Source organism: Pseudonocardia kunmingensis, from assembly GCF_006716445.1.
Classification (GTDB): Bacteria; Actinomycetota; Actinomycetes; order Mycobacteriales; family Pseudonocardiaceae; genus Pseudonocardia; species Pseudonocardia kunmingensis.
This window is the reverse complement of the sequence record NZ_VFPA01000002.1, coordinates 1146870-1160837: the sequence shown is the minus strand read 5'-3', so window position 1 is coordinate 1160837 and position 13968 is coordinate 1146870. Positions and strand designations below refer to the sequence as shown.

12 protein-coding genes are annotated in these 13968 nt (G+C 72.5%); 4 read left to right on the top strand and 8 right to left on the bottom strand.

Annotated elements, in window-relative coordinates; all coding sequences use genetic code 11:
• Positions 1–70: 70 nt before the first annotated feature.
• From FB558_RS21285 to FB558_RS21255, 7 genes are all read right to left on the bottom strand, one after another.
• Positions 71–2671 carry an ATP-binding protein gene (locus tag FB558_RS21285; RefSeq protein WP_142056094.1) on the bottom strand — a complete coding sequence of 867 codons (2601 nt, stop codon included), beginning with the start codon at positions 2669–2671 and terminating at the stop codon, positions 71–73.
• A 161-nt stretch (positions 2672–2832) separates the two neighbouring features.
• Positions 2833–3867, bottom strand: coding sequence for a serine hydrolase domain-containing protein (locus FB558_RS21280; RefSeq protein ID WP_246106645.1), 1035 nt, complete (start codon positions 3865–3867; stop codon positions 2833–2835).
• 25 nt (positions 3868–3892) lie between these two features.
• Positions 3893–4681, bottom strand: coding sequence for an SAM-dependent methyltransferase (locus FB558_RS21275; protein ID WP_211366720.1), 789 nt, complete (start codon positions 4679–4681; stop codon positions 3893–3895).
• Entirely contained in the window at positions 4678–5439 is a 762-nt protein-coding gene (locus FB558_RS21270; RefSeq protein WP_246106644.1) for an SAM-dependent methyltransferase, read from the bottom strand. Before FB558_RS21270 ends, FB558_RS21275 begins: the two co-directional genes overlap by 4 nt.
• Positions 5440–5557: 118 nt before the next feature.
• The gene (locus FB558_RS21265) at positions 5558–6880 is read right to left on the bottom strand and encodes an aspartate aminotransferase family protein (RefSeq protein ID WP_142056090.1); all 1323 of its coding nucleotides are present in this window, start codon (positions 6878–6880) and stop codon (positions 5558–5560) included.
• 117 nt (positions 6881–6997) lie between these two features.
• A complete protein-coding gene (locus FB558_RS21260; RefSeq protein ID WP_142056089.1) occupies positions 6998–8023 on the bottom strand; it encodes a TerC family protein in 1026 nt (341 codons plus the stop codon).
• 209 nt (positions 8024–8232) lie between these two features.
• Positions 8233–8883, bottom strand: coding sequence for a TetR/AcrR family transcriptional regulator (locus FB558_RS21255; protein WP_142056087.1), 651 nt, complete (start codon positions 8881–8883; stop codon positions 8233–8235).
• An 87-nt stretch (positions 8884–8970) separates the two neighbouring features.
• Between FB558_RS21255 and FB558_RS21250 the strand changes: the two genes are divergently transcribed.
• From FB558_RS21250 to FB558_RS21235, 4 genes are all read left to right on the top strand, one after another.
• Positions 8971–10182 carry a cytochrome P450 gene (locus FB558_RS21250; RefSeq protein ID WP_142056085.1) on the top strand — a complete coding sequence of 404 codons (1212 nt, stop codon included), beginning with the start codon at positions 8971–8973 and terminating at the stop codon, positions 10180–10182.
• 29 nt (positions 10183–10211) lie between these two features.
• Positions 10212–10418 carry a ferredoxin gene (locus FB558_RS21245; RefSeq protein WP_142056083.1) on the top strand — a complete coding sequence of 69 codons (207 nt, stop codon included), beginning with the start codon at positions 10212–10214 and terminating at the stop codon, positions 10416–10418.
• 70 nt (positions 10419–10488) lie between these two features.
• Entirely contained in the window at positions 10489–11367 is an 879-nt protein-coding gene (locus FB558_RS21240; protein WP_142056081.1) for a helix-turn-helix domain-containing protein, read from the top strand.
• Between the two features lie 38 nt (positions 11368–11405).
• Positions 11406–12464: an NAD(P)-dependent alcohol dehydrogenase gene (locus FB558_RS21235; RefSeq protein WP_142056079.1), complete on the top strand. Its 1059-nt coding sequence runs from the start codon at positions 11406–11408 to the stop codon at positions 12462–12464.
• A gap of 449 nt (positions 12465–12913) precedes the next feature.
• Here the strand turns inward: FB558_RS21235 and FB558_RS21230 are convergent, their stop codons facing one another.
• Entirely contained in the window at positions 12914–13867 is a 954-nt protein-coding gene (locus FB558_RS21230; RefSeq protein WP_170231444.1) for a helix-turn-helix domain-containing protein, read from the bottom strand.
• Positions 13868–13968 lie beyond the last annotated feature (101 nt).

Below are 13968 nucleotides of genomic sequence, written 5' to 3'. Positions count from 1 at the left end.
ACCCTACTTTCAGTGGGCTCGGACCCCAATTACGCGGCGTGATCGGCCGGTTGTCCTATGACGCTCCCGCTCAATGATCACTGCCGCCGAACACGGTGCGCACTGCGTCCGCGCGGCTGTGCACGCCGAGCGTGGCGAGCGTGGCGGCAACGTGGTGGCCGACGGTCTTGGGCGACAGGTGCAGGCGCGCGGCGATCTCCGGCCCGGTCAGCCCCTCGGCCACCAGTTGGAGGATCTCCAGCTGCCGGGTGGTCAGCCCATGCGGGTTGGCCCGGGTCGCCGCCCGCGGACCGCGGTGGCCGTAGCGCACCCCCAGGTGCCGCAGCCGCTGCCGGGCGCGGGCGGCGGCGGGTCGTGCTCCCAGCGACTCGAAGGCTTCCAGCGCCTGGCCCAGGGCGGCCGCGTCGCCGGCCAGGCGGGCCAGCGCGGCGTCGTAGCGGCAGCCGAGCGCCTCCCACGCCCGAGCGGCCTCCCGCCAGTCGCCGGCCAGCTCGAGGGCGAACGGTCCGGCGGCCGGCACGGCCGGTGCGTCTCCGCCCGCGAGCCGGGCCCAGCGGGCCAACGCACCGACCATCCACGGGTCGCTGTCCTCGGTGACGGCTGCGAGGCCGCGACGCACCTCGGCGAGCGCCGCCTCGTCGTCGCCGGCCAGCCAGTGCGCCTCGGCGCGCGCCTGGTACACCGCGCCGAGCCGGACCATGTACTCCCATGAGCCCGACCCGGCCGCTTCCTCGAGCAGCGGCCAGCTGTCCGGGTCACCGCGTCTCGCGCGGACCAACCCGAGGGTGACCAGCGGGAACAACCGGCTGAGCGGGGGTAGCGCGGTGTATCGCAGTACCGAGGCAGCCTCCTGGGTGGCCTCCTCCCAACGGTCCTGGAACAGCAGGGCGAAGGCCCGTGCCCCACCCAGGTGACCCAGGAACATGTCGAGGTCCCGCTCCCGGCAGTAGGCCACCGCGTGTTCGTCGAACCTCCGCGCGCGGGCGAAGTGCCGATGCACCACCGCGGCGGCCGACATCACGGGGAACATGCCGGCGAGTTCCACCGTGCCGTGCGTGGCCACGGTGTTCCAGATCTCGTCGAGCTCGTCCCAGCCCTCGTCGCACCGGAACACGCGGGCGATCGCGACCGCGAACCGCGCGCGCACCGTGACGACGAGGTGCTCGAGTTCCTCGCCCAGCCGGGCCGCGCGCTGCGCGTACTCGATCGCGGTCCGCGGGTCGTAGTCGAAGCTCGCCTGCTCGGCCAGGTTCAGGTATGCCAGGGCACGCTCCACACCGGGCGGCACGACCTCGAGTACCCGCACCGCCCGCAGGCCCAGCTCACGGGCCTCGGCGTTGCTACCGAGCAGCCATAGGATGTAGGACGCCCAGCACAGGTCGTGGCCCTCGCGCAGCCGGTCGCCCGCGCGTGCGCGGAGTTCGGCGGCGTCCCGCCACGCGGCGACCGCGTCGCCCGCCACACCGGTCAGGTAGAGCGAGTAGGCACGCCGCTCCAGCAGCCCCGCGCGGTGGTCTGGTGCGGCGCCCACCGCGTGTCGCAGGGCGCGTCCGTACTGCGCCGCCGCTTCCCGGTGTGCCCCGACCGCCGCAGCGCTGTCCCCGGCGCGGGGTGCGAACTCCAGCACGGCGCGCGCGTCGCCCGCCTGCTCGGCATGGTGCGCGAGGCGGGGCAGGTCGTCCGCTGAGCCATCGGCACGCAGCTGGGCGAGCACCCGGCGATGCAGCTCGGCCCGCCGATAGGCGGGAATGGCGTCGAGCACCGCAGCGCGGGCGAGCTCGTGCCGGAATTCGACGATGTGCCCGCGCGCCTGCAGCAGGCCGCGGGCGAGCCCGTCGCGCAGCACTCCCTGAACGTCCGCGAGCACCGAGTCCACCAGCTGCACCGGGGCAGGCGAGCCGATCACCGCCACAGCCTCCACCACGGCCCGGACCCCCGGTGCGCATCGCGCCATCCGGCCGAGCACCGCATCGCGGACCGACAGCGGGACCGATCCCGCGGGTGCGGCGAGCACCTCGGTCACGAAGAACGGGTTACCCCGGGTGCGCTGGTACAGGGTCTCGGCGTCGACAGCCCTGTCGACGCCGGGCTCGGCCGCCATTGCGGCCACCGCCGCCCGGCTCAGCGGCTGCACCTCGTGACGGCAGGTTGCGGCACTCCCCGCGAGGTCGCCCAGAACCACCGCGAGCGGGTGCTCGGGGGAGACCTCGTCGTCCCGGTACGTGGTCAGCACCAGCGTCGTCGTGCTCTCGATCCGGCGTGCCAGGAAGCGCAACAGATCCAATGTCGCCGCGTCGGCCCAGTGCACGTCCTCGACGACCAGGACGGTCGGTCGGTCCTTCGCCCCGAGTTCGGTGAGCAGTTCGCGGAATACGGGGCCGGACCCGCCGACGCCGTCCAAGGCCACGTCCAGGGCGCGGCGTAGCGACGGTCCGAGGCCGGCGGCGCAGTCGGCCAGCGGCCCCAGCGGGCTCGGCGTGCTCAACGGGTCGCAGGCCCCGGTCAAGATCCGCGCACGGGGACCGACCAGCTGTGCGAACCGGTGCACGACCGCGGTCTTGCCGATTCCCGCCTCCCCACACAACAGCACCAGCCGCCCGCGGCCGGCTGCGGCACCGTCCAGGTGCTCGGCCAACTCCCCCAGCAGCTCGTCCCGCTCCGCGAGCTCCACAGTCGACGATTATCGGGCCGGTCGTCCGTTGGGAACAGGCCCGATACGTCTGCCGTCCCGGCCGACGCAGCCCATCGGTCGCCGGCGCGTCAGGCCGGTCGCAGCAGATGGGGCACCGCACCACTCGGATGGATCACCTCACCCCGCGGGTCTCCTGGTGCTCAGCGCGGCACAGGCACGCACTCCGAGACCGCTCGGAGCAGGGTCTCGACCTGCTCACCCCAGCGCGACACGATCACCAGATCCCGGGCCGGGTCGACCCAGAGCAGGTGGCGACCGAGGTTGCCGCGCGCGGCGCGGCCCGTCGCGGGCGCCGTCGGGAACACGGTCCGGTGGTCGTTGAGCCACCAGAGCAGGCCGTATTCCGGGTTCGCGGTGCTCGGTGTCCAACTCAGGTCGATCCAGGTACTGCTGATCACCTGACGGCCGTCCCAGCGACCGCGCCGCCGGTAGAGCTCGCCGACGAGCGCGAGGTCGGACGCGCTGATCCAGAGGCCACCACCCCAGTGGGCGCCGCCGCTGACCACCGGCAGGCCCCGTCCGTCCAGGGGCAGGGTGGAGTTGCGGTAGCCATGCCAGGTCCAGTTGTGCGAGGCACCGATCGGCGCCATGACGCGTTCGGCGAGCACCTCGGGGAGGGGGCGGCGCAGCAGGGCGGTGAGGGCCAGGCAGAGCAGGTTGACGCGGACATCGTTGTAGGCCCAGCCCTCCCCCGGTGGGGTGCCGGCCGCTGCGCTGCCGCGGCGCCGGCTCTGGGCGTCGACCGAAGCGGGTTTGCCCCACAGCCACCCGTCCCAGCCGCTGGTCTGCTCGAGCAGGTGGCGCCAGGTGATCCGGTCCGAAGGGGCTGCGGTGAACTGTGGGAGGTCGACCGCCTCCCGGACGCGCGTGTCGAGCCCGAGCAACCCGTCGTCGAAGGCGAGGCCCGCGACCAGCGACGCGATCGACTTGGTGGCGCTGAACGCCATCTCCGGACGGGTGGGGTCGCCCCATTCGGCGACGCGCGAGCCGTCGAGCACCACCACGCCGCTGGGACCGGCGCCAGGCAGTTGGGGCCCGATGACCTCCCGGTGATCGGCGTCGCCGACCTGCGCGGCGCAGTACGCGGCGATGTCATCGGTACCGTCGGTGGCGCGCCGCGCCTGCTCTGCGCAGGCTCGCCCGATGGCGTCGAGGTCGGCCGGGTCGGCGGGCACGCGGGGATTGCCGATCAGCTCGGCACTACGGCTTGCGCGCCACACCGCAGAAGGCGTCGACGGCCTCCGGCAGGCCGGCGCCGTCGACACCGTCCGCAGCGGCACGCCACCGGGACGGGGAGACCACGCCGGGGCTCAGCAACTGCAGGCCGTCGAAGAAGTCGGCGATCTCCGCGCGGGTCCGCAGGTGGTACGGCGCCCCGGCGTCGGTCCGCAGCCGTGCGGCTGCCACGGACGCCTCGGGCCGGAGGTCGTGGGTGCCGTCGTTGAGGGCGAGATAGCTGCCCGGGGGCAGGGCGTCGAGCAGCCGCTGCACCACACGTCGCGCTCGGGTGTGGTCGGCGATGCTCCCGAGGACGCCCAGCATCAGCAGCGCCACCGGCCGCTGCAGATCCAAGGTCTTCGCAGCCTCGGCGAGGATCACCTCCGGCTCGCGCACATCTGCGTCGACGTAGCCGCACGCCCCTTGGGGGGTGCTGGTCAGGAGGGCCCGGGCCCGCACCAGGACCAACGGATCGTTGTCGACGTACACCACCCGGCACGACGGGTCCGCGCTCTGGGCGAGCTCATGGGTGCTGTCGGAGGACGGCAACCCGATCCCCACGTCGAGGAACTGGCGCACGCCCGCGTCCTCGACCAGATGGCGCACGACGCGCCCGTGGAAGGCCCGGGACTGCGTCGCGACGTCGACGATGCTCGGCAACATCGCCGTGACCATGTCACCGACGGCCCGGTCCACGGCGTAGTGGTCCCGGCCGCCGAGCCAGTAGGTCCACACCCGGGCGGAGGAGGCCACGGCCGGATCGAGCGTCACGGCTTGCGCGCGACGCCGCAGTACGCGTTCACCGCCGGCGGCTCCCGGTCGCTCCACACGGAGCTCGGGCGCCACCGCGACACCGGGACCACACCCGGATCGAGCAGCTCGAGCCCCTCGAAGAAGCCGGCGATCTCCTCGGGCCGCCGGTTCACGTACACCGCGTGCCCGCCCTCGTTGTGTTCCGCCGTGGCCTGCAGCCGTTCCTCGCTGGTGGCGGCGCCGTCCTCGAGCACGAGGAAGCTCCCCGAGGGGATCGCGCCGACCAGCTGCCCGACTATCGACCTGGCTTGGGAGTAGTCCGCGACGTTGCCGAGGACACCGAGCATCATCAACCCGACCGGCCTGGTGAAGTCCAACGTGCGGCCGGCCTGCTCGACGATGTGTTCGGGCGTGCGAGCGTCGGCGTCGATGTACGCGCACGCGCCTTCCTTCGTCGAGGTGAGCAGCGCTCTCGCATGGACGAGGACGATCGGGTCGTTGTCCACGTACACGATCCGAGCGCTGGGATCGATGGCCTGGGCGACCTCGTGGGTGTTGTTCGACGTGGGCAGCCCGGTGCCGATGTCGAGGAACTGGTTGACCCCGCACTCGGCGGCGAGGTGGGTGACGGCGCGAGCGAGGAAGTCGCGCGCTTGGCGAGCGTCCTCCCTGATCCCGGGATAGGTGGCGAGCACCTTGTCGCCGGCTTCCCGGTCGGCGGCGTAATAGTCCTTACCACCCAGCCAGTAGTTCCAGATCCTGGCCGAATGGGGCACGGTCGGGTTGATCCGGTCCCTCAGATCGTCCGGAACACGTCCAGCTCCTGTCACGACGATTTGCCCCCAGTCAGCTCATCGCGGTCGACCGCCACCGTATAGCGGGCCTCGCCCTCCGTCACCCGGCGTTGTCCGACCCCGCGGTGGCGGTGACAGCCCGGATGGCGTCCTCGAGGATGTCCAGCCCGCAGTCGAGCTCGGCCTCGCTGATGGTCAGCGGCGGGGCGATCCGGAAGATCCCGCCCATCCCCGGCAGCTGCACGATGTTCACGTGCAGCCCGCGCTCCAGGCAGGCGGCCGTGACGGTGGCGCCGAGTGCGTCCGCCGGCGCCTTCGTCTCCTTGTCGGTGACCAGCTCGATGCCCTGGAGCAGCCCCCGCCCGCGCACGTCACCGACGACCTCGTACCTGCTCCGCAGGTCGGTCAGCCGCTCGGTGAGCCGCTCCCCGAGCTTCGCGGCGCGCTCGACCAGGCCCTCCCGCGCGATGACGTCCAGAACGGTGTTCGCGACCACGGCGGCCAGCGGGTCGGACGCGTGGGTCGTGTAGAAGAGGAACCCGCGCTCGGCGCAGACCTGCTCGATCTCGTCGCTCGTCATGACCGCCGCCACCGGGAGGCCCGCGCCGAGGGTCTTGGACAGCGTGAGGATGTCCGGGGTGACGCCGTGGTGCTCGAACGCGTACATCGCGCCGGTGCGCCCCAGCCCGGTCTGCGCCTCGTCGACGATCAGCAGCATGCCCCGCTCGGCACACATCTCCTTCAGCCGCGCGAGGTAGCCGGGCGGGAGCTCGACGATGCCGCCCGAGGACAGGATGGGCTCGACCAGGCACGCGGCCAGTGACCCGGTCGACTGGGCGTCCACCGCCGCGAACCCGTACTCCAGCTCGGCCTGCCAGTCGTGGGAACCGCCGGCGCCCCGGAAGGGCGAGCGGTAGGCGTTGGGCGTGGGCAGCGTGAGGTTGCCGGGCAGCACCGGGCCGTACCCGCGACGTCCTGCGGAGAACGTCGCGGCGGCGGCGCCCGAGGTCATGCCGTGCCACGAGCGGTCGAACGAGACGATCTCGTACTTGCCCGTGCACAGCTTGGCCATCTTGAGGGCGGCCTCGTTGGCCTCCGCACCGGTAGTCAGCAGGAGCATCTTGGTGAGGTGCTCGGGCAGCGAGTCCGAGAGCCGCTTCGCCAGGTCCACCACGGGCCGGCTCAGCATCCCGCTGAACAGGTGGCTCATCGAGGCGACGGCGTCGCCGACCGCCCTCACGACGTCGGGGTGCGAGTGCCCGAGGACGGCGCTCATCTGCCCGGAGGTGAAGTCGAGGATGGCGTTGCCGTGACTGTCGTAGACGGAGGAGCCGTGCGCGCGCTCGATGATCCGCGGCGTGAACGCCGGGATGTACCGGACGAGGTGGTCCTCGACGTCGCCCCAGAAGCCGTCCGTGCCCACGCTGTCTCCCCCCGCCGGCCATCCCCTCAACAGCCACCACGCTATCCGCCCCCACCCGAGGTGACCGCACAGATCGAGCAGGGGCCGCGGTGTGTGCGGTGCGGCTACCCGTCGCCGTCAGTCGCGCGCGGGCGCCGGGAGCTCCGCCGCAGGCGCGTCGGCCGCGGCGGCGCGGCGGCGGGAGGTGATCAGGCTGGCCACCGCGGCCACCGCGATCGTGCCCGAGATCACCAGCAGCGACAGCCACGTCGGGATGGTCCAGACCGGCACCGGCTGGCCGCCGTTGAGGAACGGCAGGTTGTTCTCGTGCAGCGCGTGCAGGACGAGCTTCACGCCGATGAACGCGAGGATGACCGACAGCCCGTGCGCGAGGTAGATCAGCCGCTCCAGCAGCCCGCCGATGAGGAAGTACAGCTGGCGCAGGCCGAGGAGCGCGAACGCGTTGGCCGTGAACACCAGGTACGGCTCCTGCGTGAGCCCGAAGATCGCCGGGATGGAGTCGAACGCGAACAGCAGGTCGGTCAGCCCGATCGCGACGATCACCAGGAACATCGGGGTGAACATCGCCCGCCCGTCGACGCGGGTGCGCAGCTTGTCGCCGTCGTACTCGGAGCTGGTGGGGATGATCCGGCGCACCGTCCGGATGAGCCGGCTGTCGCCCTGGTCGCCGTGCTCGTCCTCGTCGGACACGGCCTCGGTGATCTGCTTGTAGGCCAGCACGAACAGCACGGCGCCGAACAGGTAGAAGACCCAGGAGAACTGCTCGATGACGACGGCACCGACCGCGATGAAGATGCCGCGCATCACGATCGCCATCGCGATGCCGATCAGCAGGACCTTCTGCTGGTAGATCTTCGGCACCGCGAAGCTGGTCATGATCAGCAGGAAGACGAAGAGGTTGTCGACCGACAGCGCCTTCTCGGTGAGCCAGCCGGCGACGTACTCGCCGCCGTAGGTCCAGCCGGAGAACACGCCGACGCCCACGCCGAACACCAGGGCGAACGCGATGTAGCCGACCGACCACACCGTCGACTCGCGCAGCGTCGGTTCGTGCGGCTTGCGGACGTGCCCGACGAAGTCGAACACGATCATCCCGATGACCAGGGCGATGGTGGCAAGCCAGACCCAGATGGGCACGTTCATGACGATCCCTTTCAGCACAGCATCGAGTGCTGAAAGTCTCGTCCGCCCGGAGCCCCTGATGGGCTGATGATCCGGACCGACGGCACCGGGGCCAGCTCGTCCTGACCCGTACTGACGGCACCGCCGCGGAGGACTACTCCCCTTCGCGCCGCCACTGTAGCGGCTCGGGCCGGCGGTGCAAACCTCCCCTTCCGGACATTCCGCGCGATCTACGCCTCATCCGGCGCGAGCACGCGGGTCGCCGCGCGCAGCGTCTCGGCCAGCCGCTGCCGGTGCCCGTCGACGTCGGACGGGGTCACGCCGTCCGCCGCCGCGTGCGCGAAGTCGTCGGTGACCACGCGCAGCGCCGCGTTCACCGTCGCGGCGAGCACGCGCACCTCGGGTGCGTCCACGGGCAGGCCCGCCCGCGGGGCGAGCACCTCGGCCAGGGTCGGTTCGGCGCGTTCCTGCAGCACCAACCAGACCGCGCGCAGGGCCGGGACGTCGCGGGTCATCCGCACCACCGCGAGCACCGCGTCGGTGTCCGTGTCGACCTCCGGTCGCGACGGGACGAACGTGTAGGCGACCCGCAGGTGCTCGGCGAGCTCGACGCCGATCGGCCAGGAGCGCAGCACCGCGCAGAACCCGTCGAGCGCCTCGGTGAGCAGCGGCTCCACGCAGCTCTCCTTGGTGCGGAACAGCCGCCACAGGGTCCGTTCGGACACGCCCGCGACCTCCGCGATCCGCACCCCGGACGTGCCGCCCACGCCGTGCACGCGGAACAGCCGCACCGCCTCCCGGGAGATCTCCAGGCGCTGCCGGCGGCGCCCCTGCTCACCGAGCGGCGGACGCCCTCGTCGCGTACCGCCCTGCTGCGCCACGGCAGGCACCCTAATCGGTCAGACTTTGTGGCAGCTACTGCCAATTAATCGTACCGTGGGGTCATCCGACCCCCAGGAGGACGATCGATGACCCTCGCCGCCGAACGCCCGCAGCTCCCGTTCACCCGCCCCAACCTCCTCGACCTCGCGCCGTTCTACGAGGTGCTGCGCCGCGAGGCGCCGATCGCGCCGGTGATCACGCCCGCGGGCGACCCGGCGTGGCTCGTGACCCGGTTCGCCGAGGTCCGCGAGCTGCTCGGCGATCCGCGGTTCGGCCGCTCGCACCCCGAGCCCGAGCGTGCGTCGCGGATCAGCACGGCCGCGGTGCAGGAGGGCCCGACCGGCGACTACGAGTCCGAGGAGTCCGACCACCGGCGCATGCGCCGGCTGCTGACCCCCGCCTTCTCCGCCAAGCGGATGCGCCTGCTCTCCGGGCACGTCCAGGAGCTCGTCGACGGCTACGTCGACCAGATGGTCGCCGCCCACGCCGCGTCCCCCGACGGACGGGTCGACCTGCACGCGCAGCTGGCCTTCCCGCTGCCGGTGGCGGTGATCTGCCGGCTGCTCGGGATGCCGGAGGCGGACGGCGAGCTCTTCCGATCGCTGTCGGACCGGATGGCCACCTTCTCCGGTGAGGACGCGAACGAGGCCCGCACCGAGTTCGGCCGCTACATGGCGGGCCTGGCCGAGGGCAAGCGCGCCGAGCCGGGCGAGGACGTCATCACCGACCTGGTGCGCGCGCAGGCCGAGGACGAGAGCTTCGGCTACCCGGAGATGGTCCGCCTCTGCGTCGGCCTGCTGTTCGCCGGGCACGAGACCACGGTCAACCGGATCGGCCTGGGCACGCTGTTCCTGCTGACCCGCCCCGAGCAGTGGGACGCGCTGGCCGAGGACCCGGACGGCCGCATCGACGCCGTGATCGAGGAGATCATGCGGCTGGGCGCCCCGGGCGATCTCGGGCTGCTGCGCTACGCCCACACCGACGTCGAGGTGTCGGGTGTCACCATCCGCCGCGGCGACGCGCTGATCCTGTCCATCAACTCGGCGAACCGGGACGACGCGGTCTTCGCCGACGCCGAGACCTTCGACCCGGACCGCACCGAGCGCGGCCACGTCGGCTTCGGCCACGGGCCGCACTTCTGCATCGGCGCCAGCCTCGCCCGTACCGAGCTGCGCGCGGTGTTCGCCACCCTCGCCCGGCGGCTGCCCCGGCTGCGCCTCGCGGTCGGGTTGGACGCGCTCGACGTCCGCACCGACCACCTCACCGGCGGCGTGCGCAGCCTGCCCGTCACCTGGTGACGCACCACCACCGACCGCAGGAGGGACCGATGGAGATCGAGGTCGACCAGGACACGTGCGTCGGCTCGGGGCAGTGCGTGCTCACCGCCCCCGACGTGTTCGACCAGCGCGACGACGACGCGATCGTCGAGCTGCTGGATCCCGCGCCGCCGGCGCCGAGCCGGCAGGCCGCCCGCAACGCGGCAGCAGGCTGCCCGGCAGCGGCGATCACCGTCCGGGACGACGCGCGCTCCTGACCGCGCTCCCGGTCGTACCTGGGGGTCGCAGGGCCACCTTCACGTCCCGGTCGCCGCTTACGGTGAATGCATGAGCACCACGGACGACGCCGGCCTGGGAGGGTTCCTCCGCGCCCGGCGAGCGCAGGTCGGCCCCGCCGACGTCGGGCTCGAGGCGGGTGGCCCGCGGCGGGTGCAGGGGCTGCGCCGCGAGGAGCTCGCGCTGCTGGCCGGCATCAGCACCGACTACTACGTCCGGCTGGAACAGGGCCGCGACCGCCACCCGTCGCGGGAGGTCCTGGAGGCGCTCGCCCGGGTCCTGCAGCTCGACGAGGACGCGGTCCGGCACATGCAGGCGCTCACCCGGCCGGCCCGGCGGCGCCGCCGACCGACGCACCGCGCGACGGTCCGGCCATCGGTCGAGGTGCTCGTGCACGCGATGACGCAGACCCCCGCCGCAGTCGTCGACCGCTACCTCACCGTGCTCACGGCCAACCCCCTCGCGCAGTGCCTGCACTCCGGGCTGGCCACCGGGCGCAACCTGCTGCGCGACGTCTTCCTCGATCCCGGGACCGCCGACGCCTACCCCGAGCTCGAGGCCGTGCGGCGCGAGACGGTCGCCGGACTGCGCGCGTTCGCCGGCACCGACGTCGACGACCCGTTCCTCACCGACCTCGTCGGCGAGCTCTCCCTGAAGAGCCGCGCGTTCGGACAGATGTGGGCCCGCCAGGACGTGCGCCACTGCCGGGCGGGTACCAAGCGGTTCCGCAACCCGCTCGTGGGCGACCTCACCCTCACCTACGACTCCTTCGACGTCGGCGGCTCCACGGGACAGACCATGATCGTCTACACGGCCGCCCCCGGTAGCCAGGACCACGAGGCGCTCACCCTGCTCTCCGCGCTCGCCCACGACCGCACCGGCTCCCCGGCCACCGCGGCGCCCTCCTCCCCGTCACGCGCACAGCGCTGACCGACCCGCCCCCCGAGACAGAACCGAGGCCCGTTCCCATGCGCTCGACCTGGGGCTACGCCCTGCAGGTACCCGGTCAGGACCTGGCTCCCTGGAAGTTCGACCGCCGCGACCTGCGGCCCGACGACGTGGCCATCGCCGTGACCCACTGCGGCCTGTGCCACAGCGACATCCACGCCGTCGACGCGTTCCACGCCGGCGACGCGCCACTCGTTCCCGGCCACGAGTTCGTCGGCACCGTCAGCGAGATCGGCCACGAGGTGACCCGCTTCGCCGTGGGGGACGCGGTGGCGGTCGGCAACATCGTCGACTCGTGCGGGGAGTGCGGCTCCTGCCGGGCGGGGCAGGAGAACTACTGCGCGCGGTTCCCGACCACCACCTACGGCGGCACCGACCGCCACGACGGAACCCCCACCCGCGGTGCGTACTCGGGCGAGTACGTCGCCGGGGAGAGGTTCGTCTACCACCTCCCGGAGAGCCTCGACCCCGCGGGAACGGCGCCGCTGATGTGCGCGGGCGCCACCGTCTGGGAGCCGCTGCGCCGGTGGGAGGTCGGTCCCGGCTCCACCGTGGGCGTCGTGGGTCTCGGCGGACTGGGGCATCTCGCCGTGAAGTTCGCGAAGGCGCTCGGCGCCCGCGTCGCGGTGTTCACCACGTCCCCCGGCAAGGAGGACGCGGCCCTCGCCCTCGGCGCCGACGAGGTGATCGTCTCCACGGACGCCACGGCCATGGCCGCCCAGAACGACCGCTTCTCCTTCATCCTCGACACCGCATCCGCCGACCACGACCCCTCGCCGTACCTGCGCGCGCTGCGGATGGACGCCACCCTCTGCGTCCTCGGCATCCCCGCCACGTGGTCGGTCGACCCGATGAGCCTGCTCGTGGGCCGCAAGAGCCTCGCCTCCGCCGGGAGCGCGGGGACCCCCGGCACCCAGGACATGCTCGACTTCTGCGCGCGCCACGGCATCACCGCCGACGTGGAGACCGTTCCGCTGTCGCAGGTCAACGAGGCGATGCAGCGCCTGCGCCGCAACGACGTGCGCTACCGGTTCGTCCTGGACGTGGACGAATCAGAACGGGGGCTCGTCGACCTGTGACGTTCGGGGGTCTCGTCCGTGGTGGTGGTGCGTCCTCCGCAGCGGCCCGGCCACCGGCCCGAGCGGCGGACCGCGTGCGGGGCAGGTCGGCCACCGCGACCGCGTGCGCGATCTCCACCAGCCCCGCCAGCAGCTCCGCCTGGTCATGCGCCAACTGCCGCGACCGGGCCTGCACGACCTCGACCAGCCGCGCGTTCGGGACCGACTCCCACGCCAACTCGCCGAGCGCAGCAGCCAACCCAGGACCCGGCGGCAGTGCCACTGCCCGGTCCACGAGGTCTGCCACGCTGGTCATGTCTCGAACTCATGTTCGACCCCTGACAATTCCGGTCCGGTCCCGAGCCAGGTCGCGCCCCGGATCAACGGCTCACCGAAAAGCTCAACCGCCGGCGACGGAAGGTGAGATACCAGGCCGCAGTGCAGCAATGCTCCGAGGTGGTCTGCGTCGCTCAGCCCCGCTCGGCCGCGCCGCGCCGCACGTCGGAGGGCGTGCAGCCGAAGCGCGCCCGGAAGAGCCTGGTGAAGTGCGCTTGCGAGGCGAAGCCCCACCGGCAGGCGATGTCGGCGATGCGGTAGTGCGCCGTCGACGACGCCGTGAGGTCGACCCGGGCGCTGTCCAGCCGCCTGCCCTGCACGTACTGCGCCACGGTGGTGCCCTCGGTCGCGAACGCGCGGTTGAGGTGGCGGGGCGTCACACCGACGGCCCTGGCCACCGAGTCGGCGCACAGACTCGGCTCGGCGAGGTGCTCGGCGATGTGGGCCTTGGCGGCCAGCAGCCGGGAGGTGCCGCTCGGGGTACCCCGGCCGGTGGTCATCGTCTGCAGCAGGTCGAGCAGCTGGTCTCGGACGGTGTCCGGGGACACTGCCGGGTCGTCGACCAGCCCGAGCAGCGTCTCCCGCAGAGCCCGCGCGGTGAGGCTCGCCGGGCCCGGTCCGTCGCCCGGGACCGTGAGCGGCCGGTCGATGCCCGGGCCGCACCACTCGAGGAACAGTGGCCGGGGCACGTCGACCAGCAGCTGCCGCATCGCCGAACCGAAGCCGAACAGGTAGGGGCGGTCGGTCTCGTACACGATGACGTCGCCCGCGCCGAGCGTGAGGCAGCCGTCCGCGTGGTAGAAGAACGCCTCGCCCTCCAGCAGCAGCGTCACGAACGTGGCGTCCTTCGGGCGGGCGCGCACCAACGCGGGCGCGCGCTCGATCACGTGCCGGTTGCCCGCGATGTCGGCCACCCGGAACCCACCGAGGTCGAGGTTGAGCTGGCGCGCGACCAACCCCTCCATCGCATAGGTGGAGCAGGTCAACCCCACCAGCGCCTCGGCGTTGTAGTGCTCCCAGAAGGCCAGCCGGTCGGGGGCGTCGACGGCCGTGGTCGAGACCGAGGACAGCACTGTCGCAGCGGGCACGGGACCTCCGGTGGCCGGGCTTCGCGGCGGCCGACGGTACCTGGCGCTCACGCCGTGAGGTAGCCCCCGTCCACGGGCAGCACGGCGGCGAGCACTCCGGT